The sequence below is a fragment of the Sinorhizobium psoraleae genome (assembly GCF_013283645.1).
Lineage (GTDB): Bacteria > Pseudomonadota > Alphaproteobacteria > Rhizobiales > Rhizobiaceae > Sinorhizobium > Sinorhizobium psoraleae.
Map to the genome: position 1 here is coordinate 817,246 of NZ_JABEKV010000001.1, position 18,191 is coordinate 835,436.

Consider the following 18,191-nt stretch of genomic DNA (forward strand, 5'->3'; position numbering starts at 1 on the left):
GCGTCTCTACTTGCTGAAGCGCGCCGCGATCAGACCGATCCATGCGGCGCGCTTCATGTCTTTGTTTTTGTGCATGTCGTAGCCCAAGACCACTGTCTCCGGGGTAGCATGGACCAGAACCGATCACATTTGCGATCGATCCAAGATCATCGTGATCCGGTGTCCACAGAAGCGGCGGGAAATGTGGCCGATGTGCCGCTTTCTCGCCGCAAAGTGCTGTTCTAGCAGGCGTCCCACGCAAATTATCGATTTGTTAACCATATCAGTTGAAAAGCAATTAACCGCTTCCGGTTACAGTCTGGCAACCGTGAATCAGACACTTCCAAGGAGACCCGGCCCATGAGCCGAATTGACACCCCGGCCGCGAGCCGCATGCAGTCCATCGCCCGCAATCCGGTCATGATCGCTCTCGTCATGACGCTCGCTCTCGCCGGCTGCGCTTCCAAAAAGAACCTGCCGAATGATGCCGCCGGCCTCGGTCTTGGCGCAGGTGCTGCAACGCCGGGCTCGCAGCAGGACTTCACCGTCAACGTCGGCGACCGCATCTTCTTCGATACGGACTCGAGCTCCATCCGTGCCGACGCCCAGGCGACGCTCGACCGTCAGGCGCAGTGGCTGGCGAAGTACCCAAACTACGCGATCACCGTCGAAGGCCACGCCGACGAGCGCGGCACCCGCGAGTACAACCTGGCGCTCGGCGCCCGCCGTGCCGCTGCCACCCGCGACTATCTCGCCAGCCGCGGCGTTCCCGCGAACCGCATGCGCACGATTTCCTACGGCAAGGAAAAGCCGGTCGCTGTCTGCGACGACATCTCCTGCTGGTCGCAGAACCGCCGCGCCGTTACCGTTCTCGGCGGCGCCGGAATGTGATCGTCCGATCACTGAACTTGAATTTGAAGGGGCGGCCACGGGCCGCCTTTTCTTTTTTACCACACTTTAGCCGAACTCCGTTGCTTTTTCACAGCAATTGGAAAACTGTGCGGCGCGCTCACCTTAAGAATCGGCGACAGTATCGCGGACCGCGATCGCGGGTGGGAGTAATCGGTATTCGAACAGGACAGACGAAATGAAGAAATTTGTCGTGGCAGGACTGGTTGGTCTTGTGGCCCTTTCGGGTCTCGGACCAGCGGCAAATGCCATGCCACTTTCCGGGCTCTTCGCCCGCGTGACCCATGCCGATGCCGCCAGCAAACATGACTTGCCGGTGGTGAAGGTGCAGTCGGCCGACCTCGGACGGATCGGTCAACTCGAGGAACAGATCCGCTCGCTCAACGGGCGTATCGAGGAAATGAGCTTCCAGTTGCTGCAGATGCAGGAACAGATCCGGAAGTTCCAGGAGGACAACGAGTTCCGCTTCCAGGACCTCGAAAACGGCAAGTCCTCTTCGAAGAAGAGCGGCGCACTCGAAACGCCGAACTCCAGTGATCAGGCGTCCGTCACCCCCGGGGTGACGGATAGCCAGCCCCCGGTGGCACCTCCCGCCGCCGGCAACGACATGGCGGCAACGGGCGCCAATCCGGGCGCGACGGGCGCCGCACCGCCGACGACGTTGGGGCAGATCATTTTCGACGAGAACGGCAATCCGGTGTCGGCGACCACCGATGCCCAGCCGGGCGCGAACGCCACGCTTCCCGGCGTCGGGACGGGAACGGCAGACGGCGGCGATGCGGGCCTCAACGGCAATCCCGGCAGCGAGCAGCAAACCGCCTCTCTCGACAATCCTGGCGATCTCTACCAATCCGCCTACGGACACGTGCTTTCGGGCGACTATGGCTTGGCCGAGCAGGAATTTCGCGATTACCTCGATACTTTTCCCAACGGCGACAAGGCGGCCGACGCCAGTTTCTGGATGGGCGAGGCGCAATATTCACAGGGCAAATACAGCGACGCAGCGAAGACCTTCCTGAACGCGCATCAATCCCACGGGAAATCGCCCAAGGCGCCCGAGATGCTGCTGAAGCTCGGCATGTCGCTCGGTGCACTCGACAACAAGGAAACTGCCTGCGCGACGCTGCGCGAGGTGAATAAGCGCTACCCGAAGGCTTCGCCCGCCGTGAAAGCAAAGGTGTCGAGCGAGCAGAGCCGCTTTGGCTGCTGAGGCCCACCCACGTGCCTGAAGCCGTCATTGCCACGGCCAGATATTTTCTCCGCGCGTTCATCGAGCCTTGCCGGATTCTTGTGGCCGTCTCTGGAGGCAGCGACTCCAAGGGACTTATTCTCGCCCTCCATTCCGCAATCGGTGACAAAGATCGCGAAGGTTTCTCGCTCGTCGCCTGCACGATTGATCATGGCTTGAGACCGGAATCCGCAGATGAGGCGGCAGCGGTGGCGGCGTTCTGTGCCGAACTCGGCGTTCCTCATCTTGTCTGCCGCTGGGAAGGCGACAAGCCGCGAACCGGGATTCAGGCGGCTGCGCGCCGCAAACGCTATGAATTGCTGGCGGACGCTGCCGCCGCGTTTGGCGCCGACTGCATTGCGACCGGACATACGCTCGATGATCAGTACGAGACGATTGTGATGCGCGGTGCGCGTGGCGAAGGGGAGGGGGCGGGCAGCGCCGGCATGGCGAGCACCATGCTTTACGGGCGCCGGATCTGGGTGTTGCGACCATTCCTCGGCCTTAGGCGTGCCGACATACGGGCATTCCTGATCGCGCGGGGTGTCGCGTGGTTTGACGACCCGAGCAATGCCAATCCCCTGTTCGAGCGCGTTCGTGTGCGCTCCGAGCTCGCAGCTTCGGAGGAGGCGCCGGCCGCCCGGTGGAGCGCTGCGCAAAGGGCAGCGTCGTCGGCGCGGGCAGCCGCCTTGATCGAAAGCCATGTCCGGGTTCACGAGGCCGTCGCGGCCGAGATCGCGACCGAGCAGGCGGGAAACATGGGCGACGCCGACTGGCGCCGCGCGCTTCTGTCCGTCGCTGCCGTACTCGGCGGCCGCAACCATTTGCCCGTGCATGCGACGATCGAGCGCATATCCGCCTTTCTGCAGGCGGGCATGCCGGGGCGGATGACGGCGGGAGGGGTCGTATACGACAGGCGCCCGAGCGGTCTCTATCTCTATCGTGAGGCGCGCAACCTTTCCGCACTTGTCATTGAACCGGGCGAGACGAAGACGTGGGACGGGCGCTTCAACGTAACGAATGGCGAACGCAGCCCGTTGATGGTGACTGCCAAGGGACAGGATGGTCAATGGGATCAGAGGCTTATTGACGCAGGCCTGCCATCTGGAGTCGCCAAACGGGCCTCCCGAGCTGCGCCACATATTGCTCCAGCAGCCGCCAATGTCGTTGGCATGAGCCCGATTCAGGCGAAGGTGGAATGTCGCATCGGTCCCTACGACGCCTTTTTGCCCGGTTTCGACCGGATCATGGCAGATGCGGTCGCGATGCTGTTTGGGCGCGAACGATACCCCGCTCCGCCGGTTCACGATGTTTTTGACAGAAATGGAGAGGTAGCTGGCGGTTTGCCTTGGCAAGGCGACACCAGAACCTTATGTTAGGGAACAAGACTGTAGCTCGGCGAAATGCGCGAGTTGCGACAGGTTCCGGGGAGTTCGATGAACCCTAATTTTCGAAATTTTGCCCTTTGGGCAATCATAGCGCTTCTCCTGATTGCGCTATTCAGCATGTTCCAGCAGCCGACCGAGCGCGCCGGTTCTCGTGAAATTCCATTCTCGCAGTTTCTGAAGGACGTCGACGCCAGCCGCGTCAAGGAAGTCGTGATCACCGGCTCGAAGGTGATCGGCAGCTATTCCGAAAGCGGCGCCACCTTCCAGACCTACGCGCCCTCCGTCGATACGGCCTTGACCGAACGGCTGGAAGCCAAGGACGTCACCGTCACCGTGCGTCCGGAAACGGATGGGTCTTCGGGTTTCCTGAGCTATATCGGTACGCTGCTGCCGATGCTGCTGATCCTCGGCGTCTGGCTGTTCTTCATGCGGCAGATGCAAGGTGGCTCCCGTGGGGCGATGGGCTTTGGCAAGTCCAAGGCCAAGCTCCTGACCGAAGCGCACGGCCGCGTCACCTTTGACGATGTCGCCGGCGTCGACGAGGCCAAGCAGGATCTCGAGGAAATCGTCGAATTCCTGCGCGACCCGCAGAAGTTCCAGCGCCTTGGCGGGCGCATCCCGCGCGGCGTGCTGCTGGTCGGCCCTCCTGGCACCGGTAAGACGCTGCTTGCCCGCTCGGTCGCCGGCGAAGCGAACGTGCCTTTCTTCACGATCTCCGGCTCTGATTTCGTCGAGATGTTCGTCGGTGTCGGTGCGTCGCGTGTCCGCGACATGTTCGAGCAGGCGAAGAAGAACGCCCCCTGCATCATCTTCATCGATGAGATCGATGCCGTCGGCCGCCATCGCGGTGCCGGCCTCGGCGGCGGCAATGACGAACGCGAGCAGACGCTGAACCAGCTGCTCGTCGAAATGGACGGCTTCGAAGCCAATGAAGGCATCATCCTGATCGCCGCGACCAACCGTCCCGACGTGCTCGACCCGGCGCTGCTGCGTCCGGGCCGCTTCGACCGCCAGGTCGTCGTGCCGAACCCGGACATCAACGGCCGCGAACGGATCCTCAAGGTGCATGTCCGCAATGTGCCGCTGGCGCCGAATGTCGATCTCAAGGTCCTGGCGCGTGGCACTCCGGGCTTCTCCGGCGCCGATCTCATGAACCTCGTTAACGAGGCTGCGCTGATGGCGGCGCGGCGCAACAAGCGCCTTGTCACCATGCAGGAGTTCGAGGACGCCAAGGACAAGATCATGATGGGTGCGGAGCGCCGCTCTTCCGCCATGACCGAGGCCGAAAAGAAGCTGACCGCCTATCACGAAGCGGGCCATGCCATCGTCGCTTTGAACGTCCCCTCCGCCGATCCGCTGCACAAGGCGACGATCATCCCGCGCGGCCGTGCGCTCGGCATGGTGATGCAGTTGCCCGAGGGTGACCGCTACTCGATGAGCTACAAGTGGATGATCTCGCGTCTTGCCATCATGATGGGTGGACGCGTTGCCGAGGAACTGACCTTCGGCAAGGAGAACATCACTTCCGGCGCCTCCTCCGACATCGAGCAGGCGACGAAGCTTGCGCGTGCGATGGTGACGCAATGGGGCTTCTCCGATCAGCTCGGCCAGGTCGCCTATGGCGAGAACCAGCAGGAGGTCTTCCTCGGCCACTCCGTGGCGCAGCAGAAGAACGTTTCGGAAGCAACGGCACAGAAGATCGACAACGAAATCCGCCGCCTGATCGATGATGCCTACGAAACGGCGCGCCACCTCCTGACCGAGAAGAACCACGAATTCGTGGCGCTTGCGGAAGGCCTGCTGGAATACGAAACCCTGACCGGCGACGAAATCAAGGCGCTCATCCGCGGTGAGAAACCCGCACGCGACCTCGGAGACGACACGCCTCCGCATCGTGGTTCGGCCGTTCCCTCTGCCGGTACGAAGAAGGAAGCCGGTGCCAAGGGCGAGGAGCCGGAAGGCGGCTTCGAACCGCAACCGCAATAGCACCGTCGGAAAAACGAAAATCGGAAGCCGCCGCGCCGAAAGGAGCGGCGGCTTTTTTGTTGGGTATTTTCTTCGAACGTATCTTTCGCGCAGTTGGTAACGCGCTGTAATGATTTCTGATGATAGGATTGCTGCCGTTTGCTGCGGTTTTATGCCAAAGATGATTCAACCATGCCTGACCTCTGCGGTGGACGCGAGCAGGCTGCAGCCATAACAAGCCGCGCGAGCGTCAAGCCCTTTATATGAGGTCCGGCGATATGAAATCCAGTCGCGGAACACGCGGACAGACGCGGCCGACAAAGAAGATCCTGCCGAAGCAGGACAATGGAGTTTTTATGAAGCGCAAGTATTTCGGGACTGACGGCATTCGCGGGCAGTCCAACATTTTCCCGATGACGCCGGATCTGGCCATGCGTGTCGGCATTGCCGTCGGAACGATCTTCCGCAACGGCGCGCACCGTCACCGCGTCGTGATCGGCAAGGACACGCGTCTTTCCGGCTATATGCTCGAAAATGCAATGGTCGCCGGCTTCACCGCGGCTGGCCTCGATGTTTTCCTGCTCGGACCGATCCCGACACCAGGTGTCGCCATGCTGACGCGGTCGTTGCGCGCCGACATCGGCGTGATGATCTCGGCCTCGCACAATCCTTTCCGCGACAACGGCATCAAGCTCTTCGGACCTGATGGTTACAAGCTTTCCGACGATATCGAGGAGAAGATCGAGGAGCTCATCGACCAGGATATGTCCGCACAGCTTGCCAAGCCCGAGGATATCGGCCGGGCCAAGCGCGTCGATGGCGACATCTATCGCTACATCGAACAGGCGAAGCGGACCCTGCCGCGCGACGTCACGCTGAAGGGATTGCGGATTGCCATCGACTGCGCGAACGGCGCCGCCTACAAGGTTGCCCCGTCCGCGCTTTGGGAGCTCGGCGCCGAAGTGGTGACGATCGGGACGGAGCCGAATGGCGTCAACATCAATCTCGAATGCGGGTCGACGCATCCGGCCGCCTTGTCGAAAAAGGTCCACGAAGTCAGGGCCGATATCGGCATCGCACTCGACGGGGATGCGGACCGGGTCCTGATCATCGATGAAAACGGCACTGTCGTCGATGGCGACCAGCTCATGGCCGTCATCGCTGACAGCTGGGCTGCCGATGGCATGCTGAAGGGTGGCGCGATAGCCGCGACGGTGATGTCGAATCTCGGCCTCGAGCGCTACCTGAAGGAGCGGGGCATCGGACTGCACCGCACCAAGGTCGGAGACCGCTACGTCGTCGAGCAGATGCGCCAGGATGGCCTGAACGTCGGCGGCGAACAATCCGGCCATATCGTGCTCTCCGATTTCGGGACGACCGGCGACGGTCTGGTGGCTGCGCTGCAGATTCTCGCTGTGGTCAAGCGGCAGGGCAAATCGGTCAGCGAAGTGTGCCATCGCTTCGAGCCCGTGCCGCAGGTTCTGAAGAATGTTCGTGTGTCGACGGGCAAACCGCTCGAGCATCCGACCGTGCAGCAGGCCATCGCCGACGCCGAGGCGGGACTTGCCAGGAATGGCCGCCTGCTGATCCGTCCGTCCGGAACCGAACCGCTGATCCGCGTCATGGCGGAAGGTGACGATCGTAGCCAGGTCGAGCGTATCGTCGACGAACTGGTCAACGTGATCGGCAGCGTTCGTAGCGCTGCCTGACCATCGAAGTGCGACAGCGAACTTTGCGCGCCTGAAAAGACGCGCGACGCTGGAGGACCATGATTGCTTTTGAAGGCCGGCATCGATGCCGGCCTTTTTTGTTGCGGTGTCGGGTTGTCGAATACGGCGAGCATGAGCAATTGTTAATAAACAGAGTAAATTTCTATGCTTAATCCGATATTAACCGCGGCGTGCAACTTTTGACGCAACAAGAGTTGCAGTATCCGCCCGAGGCAACGCGGCGCGGGTCAGAATATTCGCGGAGCTGTTATGAAAAGACCTTTGATTGCATTTGTTGCCGCAATATTGAGCGGCGCCCCGGTTTTGGCTGCCGACCTTTATGTCGAAGATCCTGCGCCGGTTATAGTGCCAAGCGGCTGGTATCTGCGCGGCCATTTGGGGATGAGCAACCAGAAACTCGGTCATATGAAGCACGAACTCATGGATGTCGTGGAACTTCACGAGTTCCTCGACGAAGGCGAGTTCGACAGCGCGCCGCTCGCCGGCGTCGGTATCGGTTATCAATTCAATGACTGGCTGCGCCTGGACGGTATCGTCGAATACCGCGGCAAGGCGGATTTCGCCGCGCTTGATCGTTACGGCCACAGCGGCCCGACTGGTCCGATCTGGGATGGCACCAACGACTACGACGCCGCCAAATCGGAGTGGCTGTTGATGGCCAACGCCTATGTCGACATCGGCGATTGGTACGGCATCAAGCCCTACGTGGGCGCCGGTATTGGTGCCTCGCGAAACAGGATCTCGGGTTTCCGTGACATCAACGTGCCGACCCTCGGCGTTGCCTATGCTGACGACGACCCGACCTGGAACTTTGCCTGGGCGGTGCATGCCGGCGTCGCCTATCAGGCGACCGAGCGCCTGGCGCTCGATCTCGGCTACAGCTACGTCGATCTCGGCGACGCAAAGACCGGCAATATTCGTACCTACGACGGCTCCACGGTGAACGCCCCGATGCACTTCGAAGACATCACGTCGCACGACTTCAAGCTGGGCATGCGCTACGCCCTGCAATAGTCCGGGCTGCAGAGCGAGACATCGTCCGGGGGCCGCCATGCGGCCCCTTTCACTTCGGGGGCTCACCTTTCGAGTGCGGCCGCCGTGCCGGATTTCCTTAAATTTTCCGTCAATCAACATGCTTAACCGATGGTTAACTTGTCGCTGCCAATAGTTAACGCCAGCAAGCGGGCCGTCATGGCCGCTGACACGAATACTGACAGGGCGCGGACATGCATTGGCGGAACGGGATTTGCGGCATCGCTTTCAGCGCCGGTTTTCTGCTCTCCGGCATGGTGGAGGCCGCAGACGAGGATTTGCTCGACGCGCCGGAGATCACCATCTCGACGAAAGCGGAGCGCAGCAGCGGTCTCTATTTGCGCGGCGACATCGGTTATGCGCCGTGGCGCGACGAGGGCGATCCCTCCTATCGCACCTTCGATGCCGGCACCGGCAGCTACAACAACGTTCCGTTCGACAATGCACGTTTCGACAGGCCGATCTCCGGCACGATCGGTATCGGCTATCAGTTCAATGACGTCGTGCGCGCCGACATAACCGCGGAATATTTTGAGGGGCGGTTCGACGGCTCGTCGTTGTCAGCCACTCCCTGCGCAGGCCAGGGCGCCGGAACGTCATGCGACTTGTCGCACAGCGCCAATTTTTCCGCGCTCGGGCTCATGGCGAACGGCTATGTCGACCTGGCGACACTTGCCGGCTTCACGCCGTATCTCGGCGCGGGCATCGGCGCCACGAACATCAACTGGAACACCGTCCGCGAGACGGCAACCTGTGTCCCGGGGGGCGGCGCCTGCGCGGGTGCGGCAGGTGGAACGTCCTATGACGGAGAAGACAGCTGGCGCTTCACCTATGCGCTCATGGCCGGTGTCTCCTACGACATCACGGATCGGCTGAAATTCGATCTCGGCTATCGCTATTCCCACATCTCGGATGGCGACATGTTCGGCTTCGGAGCCGAGGCGCTTGCCGGCGCCAGTGGCGCCAAGGGTCATGACGACGGCCTTTCCCGCCACGAGATCCGCGCGGGCCTGCGCTTCTCGCTCTGGTAACAATCGTTCGGCGTCTGCACTCTCTGTGTTCGAAGTTTACCCGGAACGCCGAAAATTTTTCCAAAAGCGACGCAAGTTGCTTGACTTCCTCTCTGACCCGCAATATTCCCGGCGGCGGGACACCCCTCCCCAACGAGGGGCTTCTATCTGAGAGGATAGCATTATGACGAAGCCTGCCACGCCGGACGTGCGTCCGGCAAATACCCATTTTTCTTCTGGCCCCTGCGCAAAGCGTCCCGGTTGGACGCTCGAAGCTCTCTCCGATGCCGCGCTCGGTCGATCGCACCGAGCCAAGATCGGTAAGACGAAGCTGAAGCAGGCCATTGACCTCACCCGTGAAATTCTTGAAGTGCCGGCCGATTACCGCATCGGTATCGTGCCCGCTTCCGATACCGGCGCCGTCGAAATGGCGCTGTGGTCGCTGCTCGGGGCCCGCGGCGTCGACATGCTCGCCTGGGAAAGCTTCGGTGCCGGTTGGGTGACCGACGTGGTCAAGCAGCTCAAGCTCGCCGATGTTCGCAAGTTTGAGGCTGCCTATGGCGAATTGCCGGACCTCGCCACGGTCGATTTCGACCGCGATGTCGTCTTCACCTGGAATGGCACGACCTCTGGTGTGCGTGTGCCGAATGCCGATTTCATTCCGGCGGACCGCAAGGGCCTGACGATCTGCGACGCGACCTCCGCCGCCTTTGCCCAGGATCTCGATTTCGCCAAGCTCGACGTCGTCACCTTCTCCTGGCAGAAGGTTCTGGGCGGAGAGGGCGCGCATGGCGTCCTCATTCTTTCGCCGCGCACAGTCGAACGACTGCTGACCTATGCGCCGGCATGGCCGCTGCCGAAGATCTTCCGCCTGACCAGCGGCGGCAAGCTGATCGAAGGCATCTTTTCCGGCGAGACGATCAACACGCCGTCGATGCTTTGTGTCGAAGACTATATCGACGCGCTCCTTTGGGCGAAGTCGGTCGGCGGCCTCAAGGGGCTGATCGCCCGGGCAGACGCCAACGCCGACGCGATCCATCGTTTCGTCGACGCAAATGCCTGGATTGCAAACCTGGCGATCAAGGCGGAAACCCGCTCCAACACCTCGGTCTGCCTCAAGATCGTCGACAAGGACGTACTTGCCCTGGATGCCGACGGCCAGGCCGCTTTCGCGAAGGGCGTCGTCGCCCTGCTCGAAAAGGAAGGTGTGGCCCACGATATCGGCCACTATCGCGACGCCCCCTCCGGTCTGCGGATCTGGGCTGGTGCCACCATCGAAACTTCCGACATGGAAGCGCTGATGCCGTGGCTCACCTGGGCCTTCGAGACCCAGAAGGCGACGTTGTCGCAGGCCGCCGCCTGATCCAAGCGATAAGCTTCGCTCGCTGCGAGCGAAGCCACTCACGCACCCTTTCAGAACTGATCCTCAAGGAGGCCTCTCATGGCACCTCGCGTTCTCGTATCCGATGAACTGTCGGAAACCGCCGTCCAGATCTTCCGCGACCGCGGCGTTGAAGTGGATTTCCAGCCGAAGCTCGGCAAGGACAAGGAAAAGCTCGCCGAAATCATCGGCAACTATGACGGTCTCGCCATCCGCTCCGCCACCAAGGTGACGGAGAAGCTGATCGCTGCCGCCACCAATCTCAAGGTCGTCGGCCGAGCCGGTATCGGCGTGGACAATGTGGACATCCCGGCTGCATCTCGCCGCGGCATCATCGTCATGAACACGCCCTTCGGCAACTCGATCACGACGGCCGAGCATGCTATCGCGCTGATGTTTGCCGTCGCCCGGCAGCTTCCCGCGGCAGACGGTTCCACCCAGGCCGGCAAGTGGGAAAAATCGAAGTTCATGGGCGTCGAGATCACCGGCAAGGTGCTCGGCGTCATCGGTGCCGGCAATATCGGCTCGATCGTCTGCGCCCGCGCCATCGGTCTCAAGATGCACGTCGTCGCCTATGATCCGTTCCTGTCGAAGGAACGCGCCGAGGAAATGGGCGTGGTCAAGGTCGAACTCGACGAGCTCTTTGCGCGGGCGGATTTCATCACCCTGCACGTACCGTTGACGGACAAGACCCGCAACATCATCGACGCGCAGGCAATCGCAAAGATGAAGCCGGGCGTGCGCATCGTCAACTGCGCGCGTGGCGGCCTCGTCGTCGAAAGCGCGCTTGCCGCAGCGCTGAAATCGGGTCATGTCGCCGGTGCCGGCTTCGACGTCTTCGAGGTGGAACCCGCCACCGAGAGCCCGCTCTTCGGTCTGCCGAACGTCGTCTGCACGCCGCATCTCGGCGCTTCGACGACGGAAGCGCAGGAGAACGTGGCACTGCAGGTTGCCGAGCAGATGTCCGACTATCTGGTCAACGGCGCTGTCTCGAACGCCATCAACATGCCGTCGATCACGGCCGAGGAAGCGCCGATCCTGAAGCCCTTCATTCGGCTCGCCGACGTTCTCGGCGCCTTCGTCGGCCAGGTCACCGAAAGCGCCATCAAGGAAATCGAAATCCTCTATGACGGTTCCACGGCGGCGATGAACACCAAGGCACTGACGAGCGCCGTTCTTGCCGGCCTGATCCGTCCGCAGGTGGCGGACGTCAACATGGTTTCCGCGCCGGTCATGATCAAGGAAAAGGGCGTCATCCTTTCCGAAGTGAAACGCGACAAGTCCGGCGTCTTCGACGGCTATATCAAGCTAACGGTGACGACATCGAACCAGACCCGTTCGGTCGCCGGTACGGTCTTCTCTGACGGCAAGCCGCGCTTCATCCAGATCAAGGGCATCAATCTCGATGCCGATGTCGGCAAGCACATGGTCTATCTCACCAACACCGACGTCCCCGGCATGATCGGCTTCATCGGTACGACGCTCGGTGACGCCGGCGTCAACATCGCCAACTTCCAGCTCGGTCGCGAGAAGGAGGGCGGCGACGCCATCGCTCTGCTTTATGTCGACGGTCCGGTCTCCGAGACAGTGCTCGACAAGCTGCGTGCCAACGCGGCAATCCGCCAGGCGAAGCAACTGGTGTTCAATATCGATTGATTGGCACCGCTCCAGAACCGGCTTGCTACAGCGCCGCGCCTCGTTCAGATGCGCGGCGCTGTCGTCTTCAACGCTGCACGCCTTCATTCGAGGCGGACAGGAACACCGGCTACCCCTCGCGTTTCGATCTCATCGGGGCAGCTTCGGCCGGCCACGTTCCGCGATGGCAATGCCGCCGAGCACCAGCAGCAATGCCACGAGATGAAACGGATGAAATGTCTCCCCGACAAGAAGCACGGAAAGGAGCGTCCCGAAAACCGGGATGGCGTTGATGAACAGTCCGGCGCGATTGGCGCCGATCATTTCCACGCCACGCACGTATAGAACCTGCGACATCAGCGACGGGAAGATCGCAGCGTAGACGACGATTGCCCAGCCGCTGGCATCGGGCACGATGGCGCTGCCGTTTGAGAATTCCCAGATGAGGAGCGGGATAGCGCTCAAGAGTGCCCCGAAGGCCGGCGCGGCGATAAAGCTCTGCCAGTGCATGTTCGGCTTCCAGCGCAGACCGACCGTATAAGCGGCATAGACGATACAGGCGAGAAGCATCAGTGCGTCGCCGAAATTGAACTGCAATTGCATGAGGCTTGCGAGGTCGCCATGCGCGGCCGTGATCAACACGCCCACCAGCGTCACCGTAAAGCCTAGGATCTGCGCGACCGAGGCCTTTGTGCGGAACAGGACGAAGTTGAAGAGGAAGATCAGCATCGGGATGCCGGCCTGCAGGATCACGGCGTTGATGGCGCTCGTATATTTCACCGCCGAATAGAGGAATGCGTTGAACATGGTGAAGCCGACGGCGCCGTAGGCCAGCAATTGCAGCCAATGCTCACGGATCTTGGCCCAGTCGCGACGGATCTGCGGCGTCATCAATGCCAGGATGACGGCGAGTGCCACCGTCCAGCGCAGCGTCGTCAGCATCATCGGACTGACGTGCCCGACGGCCATCTTGCCCGCGACTGAATTGCCGCCCCAAAAAAGCGAAGTTATTGCGAGATAGAAATAGGCCCTGGCGTTCACGATGCTGCGATCCATGTGGGACGGGAATGAGTGCCGGAGAGGCGGGAGAGCAGCAGAGATATAGGCGCTAAATCCGTCGGTTGTCATGCGAAAAAGGGCTTCGAGCGGGGCACAACGGGGTCGCTTTCCGCAAGACAACACAGTATAGATGCGCGGGTTTCAGAATGGCGCAATCCCTTGTGCGCGTGCGAACAGGAAGAAAATTATGACGAATGTCGTGGTGGTCGGATCCCAATGGGGCGACGAAGGCAAAGGCAAGATCGTGGACTGGCTTTCGGAGCGCGCGGACATCGTCGTGCGATTCCAGGGCGGCCACAATGCCGGCCACACCCTGGTGATCGACGGCGTCAGCTACAAGCTGTCGCTGCTTCCCTCCGGCGTCGTCCGCCCCGGTAAGCTCGCGGTCATCGGCAACGGCGTCGTGATCGATCCCCATGCGCTGATCGCGGAGATCGACAAGCTTGCCAACCAGGGCGTGAAGGTCACCCCGGACAACCTGCGTATCGCCGACAACGCGACGCTCATCCTGTCGCTGCATCGGGAGCTCGACGGCTTCCGCGAGGATGCCGCCTCGAACAGCGGCACCAAGATCGGCACGACACGCCGCGGCATCGGCCCGGCTTACGAGGACAAGGTCGGCCGCCGCGCCATTCGCGTCATGGATCTTGCCGATCTGGACACGCTGCCGGCAAAGGTCGACCGACTGCTGACACATCACAATGCGCTGCGCCGCGGGCTCGGTGAAGTGGAGATCAGCCATCAGGCGATCATGAATGAACTGTCGTCGGTCGCCGCACGCGTGCTGCCGTTCATGGATACGGTCTGGCTGCTCCTCGACAAGCATCGGCGCAAAGGCGCGCGTATCCTCTTCGAAGGCGCTCAGGGCACGCTGCTCGACATCGACCACGGCACGTATCCCTTCGTCACCTCGTCCAACACGGTTGCTGGTCAAGCGGCCGCCGGTTCGGGCATGGGGCCGGGCTCGCTCGGCTATATTCTCGGCATCACCAAGGCCTATACGACACGTGTCGGCGAAGGACCGTTTCCGACGGAGCTTAACGACGAGGTCGGCCAGTTCCTCGGTGAACGCGGCCATGAATTCGGGACCGTCACCGGGCGCAAGCGCCGCTGCGGCTGGTTCGACGCCGCGCTCGTGCGTCAGTCCGTCGCCGCGAACGGAATCACGGGCATTGCGCTCACGAAGCTTGATGTGCTTGACGGTCTCGACGAGTTGAAGATTTGCGTCGGTTATACTCTGGACGGACAAGAGATCGACCATCTTCCGGCAAGTCAGGCGCAGCAAGCTTCGGTAAAGCCCGTCTACATTACGCTTGAAGGCTGGAAGGAATCGACGGTCGGCGCCCGCAGTTGGGCCGATCTTCCGGCACAAGCGATCAAGTATGTTCGCCAGGTCGAGGAACTGATCGGCGCGCCGGTCGCACTTCTTTCGACGAGCCCGGAACGCGATGACACAATACTTGTGACGGACCCTTTTGAGGACTAGTGTCGGCGCGACGACAGTGGCGTCGGTGATTGCGGGCGCATGCCTGGGAGTATGAGAAAGTTCTGATGGCGGATTTTGTTGCAGTTATTCGCAGGACCGTTGACGGCCTGTCGGAAAACACACCGGAAATGCGGGGCAGGGTTTACGAGAAGGCGCGTAGTGCCGTGCGCCGGCAACTCGAAAACATGAGCCCACGGCCATCGGACGACATGATCAATCGCCAGCTTAACAAGCTGGAACAGGCAATCGGCGAAGTCGAAAGCGAGCATGCGGAAGCCCTCCCTGCGGTCGAGGAAACCGACGCGGTCGAGCCGCGCGTAGCCGAAACGCCGACGGGGCAGGAGCCGCCTGCCTCGAGCGAGCCGCAGACTGAAGCGAGCGTTGCTGACGAGCCGGAACAAGCGTCGTCGGAGGAACAGACCGAGGAACCTGCAAGCGAGGAGCCGGAAGTCGCAGAACCTGTGTCGCCGCCGCCGGTTAGCGCCGAAGCGGGCGACGAGGCGCAGCACGCCGCGCCGATCGACGAGGAGGCGGCACACGAACCGGTCGCCGCCTATGACGAGGGCACCCCGTCCGAACCGCCTGAGGAAGTGCCGGCCGAAGAACCGACGGACGAAGCAGCGGCACCACGGACCGCTCCGACAGACGACCGACCGGCCGAACATGAATTCGAAGCCGATCAGGCGCCGCCGGTTGACAATGCGGGACAGTCGGAATCGCGCGCTGACGATTTCCGCGACGAGCAGGTCGAGGCCGAGCCCGATCACGGGGAGCCGGTACGGCCCGAATCTCTCCCGCGTGAGGAGGATACCGAGGCGAAATCCGCCGCGTCGGAATGGGCCCTGCCGGAATGGGACGATACGGCTTCGACGACAAAAGCGCCCGAGGCGGTCGGGGACGCGTCTTCGGCGGCGCCAGAGCGGCTGGGCATCCACCCGGTGGAACCGGTAACGGACGAGCCCGAACAGCAGCATCCCGGCGACGCCGAGCCGTCGCGCTCCTGGTCCTTCGACGAAAACGATCCTTTCGCGCCGGCAACGGAGAGCAAGAAGGATAAGGCTGCCGAAGCCGACATTTCCGAATGGTCGTGGCCGGTGGAAAAGGCGCCTGTGCCCGCGAGCCAGGAAGAGCGCGCCAGCACCGCCTGGGACCACATCGACGACCTGCTTGGCTTTGGCGACAACGCCGGGGCAGGGGCGGCTGCGAACGGAGCGGCAACTGCTGCCAAGGAGAATGGCAGCGAGCCTCCGGTTTCCGCGCCGGCTCGTCCGTCCTACCGGGCAACACCCAAGCCCTCCCGCTTCAATTTCAAGCGGCTGGCGATCGGCGCCGTCATTGCGCTTCTTCTCGGCGGCGGCGGTTATGCCTATTGGCAGAACCGCGAGGCGGGCAATGCCTGGCTTTCGGGGCTGATCGCGAAGATCATGCCCGCGGCGCCGGAGGGCACCGGAACGCCGGACGGCCAGAACGCGCCTGCCGACCAGCCCAGCCAGCCAAGCGGGCAGTCTGGCACGCCTGGCGAAACGGCGCAGCCCGAGGACAGTTCGACCAAGCTCACCCAGCGGCTGCTTGCCGATGGGTCCGAAGTGGATGAAGGTCCGGCGGGCGCGAGCGACACGGAAGTCTCGCAGGAGGGCAAGTCAGTCGCTCCTCAGACGGATGCCGGACAGCCGCAAAGTGGTGGTGCCGAACCACAGCAGACGGCAGGGGCAGAGGCCCCCGCGGCGCCGAACCAGGACGCCGGGCAAGCGCCTCAGGCGGAGATCTCCGTCGCCGACGGGGAGAAGATGTTCCTTTACGAGGAACGGCTCGGCCAGTCCTCCCCGACGGCGATCCCCGGTACCGTCGCCTGGTCGATCAAGGATGAGTCGCCGGGCGGAGACGCGAAGCCCGAGCCCACGATCCAGGCGCAGATCACGGTGCCCGACAGGGGGTTGACCGCGCTGATGACGATCAAGCGTAATGCCGACCCGTCGCTGCCGGCGAGCCACGTAGTCGAATTTGTGTTCTCGCTTCCGGAGAACTTCGAGGGCGGCGCAATCGACGGTGTCCAGCGCGTTTCGATGAAGCGCACGGAGCAGGACCGTGGCGATCCCCTGATCGCCGTCCCCGCGAAGATCACCGACGATTTCCACATGATCGCGCTCAACGACTTCGCCGAAGCCGTAAGCAACAATACGGAACTGCTGCGCAGCCGCAGCTGGATCGACATTCCGATCACCTACCGGAACGGGCGTCGTGCCTTGCTGACGCTGGAGAAGGGGGCTGCCGGCATCGAAGCCTTCAACAAGGCGATGCAGGCGTGGGGCGCGCTCGGCAACACGGCCGCAAGCAGCCAATAGCCGGGGAAGAGATGGCGATACAAAAAATCCCGGCCAGGAGAGCCCCGGCCGGGATTTTTCTTGTTCCTATGTGACTTCCCGCGGGCGGGAAACCGAGCCGTTACGCGCCTTCGACGACGCGCAAGGCGTTCGAGCGTTCGAGCGCTGCCTTGCGGACCGCGTCCTGAACCTTCTCGAAAGCGCGGACTTCGATCTGCCGGACACGCTCCCGGCTGATGTCGAACTCGGACGAGAGGTCCTCAAGTGTTACCGGATCCTCGGCAAGGCGACGGGCCTCGAAGATGCGGCGCTCGCGATCGTTCAGAACCTTCATCGCGCTGGCGAGCAAGGCCCTGCGGCTATCGAGTTCGTCCTGCTCGATCAGGATCTCTTCCTGGTTGTCATGGTCGTCGACAAGCCAGTCCTGCCACTGCCCCGAGTCGCCTTCGCTGGCCTTTATCGGCGCGTTCAACGAGGCATCGCCCGACAGGCGACGGTTCATCGAAACGACCTCGTCCTCGCTGACCTTCAGGGTCGTCGCGATTTCCTTCACCTGCTCGGGCTTGAGGTCTCCCTCATCGAGAGCCTGAATGCGGCCCTTCAGCCGCCGCAGGTTGAAGAACAGCCGCTTCTGGTTGGCGGTCGTACCCATTTTGACGAGGGACCAGGAGCGCAGGATGTATTCCTGAATGGCTGCCTTGATCCACCACATCGCATAGGTCGCCAGCCGGAAGCCGCGATCGGGTTCGAATTTCTTGACGGCCTGCATCAGACCGACATTGCCTTCCGACACGACTTCGCCGATCGGCAGGCCATAGCCGCGATAGCCCATAGCAATCTTGGCGACGAGGCGAAGATGGCTTGTCACCAGCTTGTGCGCGGCGCTGCGGTCGTCATGCTCCTGATACCGCTTGGCGAGCATGTACTCTTCCTGCGGTTCGAGCATCGGAAATTTGCGGATTTCGTCGAGATAACGGTTGAGACCGCCCTCTCCGGCGGTAATGGTCGGCAAAGTATTGCGGGCCATGAAGCACCCCCTTTTTGCGTCTCCGGCCTCCGGGACGGCAG

Annotated in this window: 13 protein-coding genes; 11 read left to right on the forward strand and 2 right to left on the reverse strand. The window is 62.1% G+C overall.

The features are described 5' to 3' along the window. The first annotated feature begins 339 nt into the window (after nt 1–339). From pal to serA, 9 genes are all read left to right on the forward strand, one after another. The gene (gene pal, locus ILFOPFJJ_RS03665) at nt 340–870 is read left to right on the forward strand and encodes a peptidoglycan-associated lipoprotein Pal (RefSeq protein WP_173509200.1); all 531 of its coding nucleotides are present in this window, start codon (nt 340–342) and stop codon (nt 868–870) included. Between the two features lie 196 nt (nt 871–1,066). Beyond that, entirely contained in the window at nt 1,067–2,098 is a 1,032-nt protein-coding gene (ybgF, locus tag ILFOPFJJ_RS03670; RefSeq protein WP_173509201.1) for a tol-pal system protein YbgF, read from the forward strand. Between the two features lie 11 nt (nt 2,099–2,109). After that, a complete protein-coding gene (gene tilS / locus ILFOPFJJ_RS03675; protein WP_173509202.1) occupies nt 2,110–3,495 on the forward strand; it encodes a tRNA lysidine(34) synthetase TilS in 1,386 nt (461 codons plus the stop codon). A gap of 57 nt (nt 3,496–3,552) precedes the next feature. Continuing rightward, nucleotides 3,553–5,490 (forward strand): ATP-dependent zinc metalloprotease FtsH, encoded by a 1,938-nt coding sequence (ftsH, locus tag ILFOPFJJ_RS03680; RefSeq protein WP_173509203.1) that lies wholly within the window; start codon nt 3,553–3,555, stop codon nt 5,488–5,490. A 335-nt stretch (nt 5,491–5,825) separates the two neighbouring features. Beyond that, nucleotides 5,826–7,178, forward strand: coding sequence for a phosphoglucosamine mutase (gene glmM / locus ILFOPFJJ_RS03685; protein WP_173509204.1), 1,353 nt, complete (start codon nt 5,826–5,828; stop codon nt 7,176–7,178). 270 nt (nt 7,179–7,448) lie between these two features. Continuing rightward, nucleotides 7,449–8,213 carry an outer membrane protein gene (locus ILFOPFJJ_RS03690; protein ID WP_173509205.1) on the forward strand — a complete coding sequence of 255 codons (765 nt, stop codon included), beginning with the start codon at nt 7,449–7,451 and terminating at the stop codon, nt 8,211–8,213. Between the two features lie 212 nt (nt 8,214–8,425). Then, a complete protein-coding gene (locus ILFOPFJJ_RS03695; RefSeq protein ID WP_173509206.1) occupies nt 8,426–9,262 on the forward strand; it encodes an outer membrane protein in 837 nt (278 codons plus the stop codon). Between the two features lie 163 nt (nt 9,263–9,425). Beyond that, entirely contained in the window at nt 9,426–10,604 is a 1,179-nt protein-coding gene (locus ILFOPFJJ_RS03700) for a phosphoserine transaminase (protein WP_173509207.1), read from the forward strand. Between the two features lie 78 nt (nt 10,605–10,682). Further along, nucleotides 10,683–12,278: a phosphoglycerate dehydrogenase gene (gene serA, locus ILFOPFJJ_RS03705; protein ID WP_173509208.1), complete on the forward strand. Its 1,596-nt coding sequence runs from the start codon at nt 10,683–10,685 to the stop codon at nt 12,276–12,278. 129 nt (nt 12,279–12,407) lie between these two features. On the opposite strand, the gene ILFOPFJJ_RS03710 is transcribed toward serA, so the two are convergent. Next, on the reverse strand, nt 12,408–13,298 hold the full coding sequence (locus tag ILFOPFJJ_RS03710) for a DMT family transporter (protein WP_173509209.1): 891 nt from the start codon (nt 13,296–13,298) through the stop codon (nt 12,408–12,410). Between the two features lie 205 nt (nt 13,299–13,503). On the opposite strand from ILFOPFJJ_RS03710, the gene ILFOPFJJ_RS03715 reads away from it, so the two are divergent. Both ILFOPFJJ_RS03715 and ILFOPFJJ_RS03720 read left to right on the forward strand, forming a co-directional pair. Beyond that, complete coding sequence (locus ILFOPFJJ_RS03715) at nt 13,504–14,802, forward strand: adenylosuccinate synthase (protein WP_173509210.1); 1,299 nt, start codon at nt 13,504–13,506, stop codon at nt 14,800–14,802. Between the two features lie 65 nt (nt 14,803–14,867). After that, on the forward strand, nt 14,868–17,144 hold the full coding sequence (locus ILFOPFJJ_RS03720) for a hypothetical protein (protein WP_173509211.1): 2,277 nt from the start codon (nt 14,868–14,870) through the stop codon (nt 17,142–17,144). A 100-nt stretch (nt 17,145–17,244) separates the two neighbouring features. Here the strand turns inward: ILFOPFJJ_RS03720 and rpoH are convergent, their stop codons facing one another. Further along, nucleotides 17,245–18,150, reverse strand: a complete 906-nt coding sequence (gene rpoH / locus ILFOPFJJ_RS03725) for an RNA polymerase sigma factor RpoH (RefSeq protein WP_173509212.1) — start codon at nt 18,148–18,150, stop codon at nt 17,245–17,247. Nucleotides 18,151–18,191: the final 41 nt, after the last annotated feature.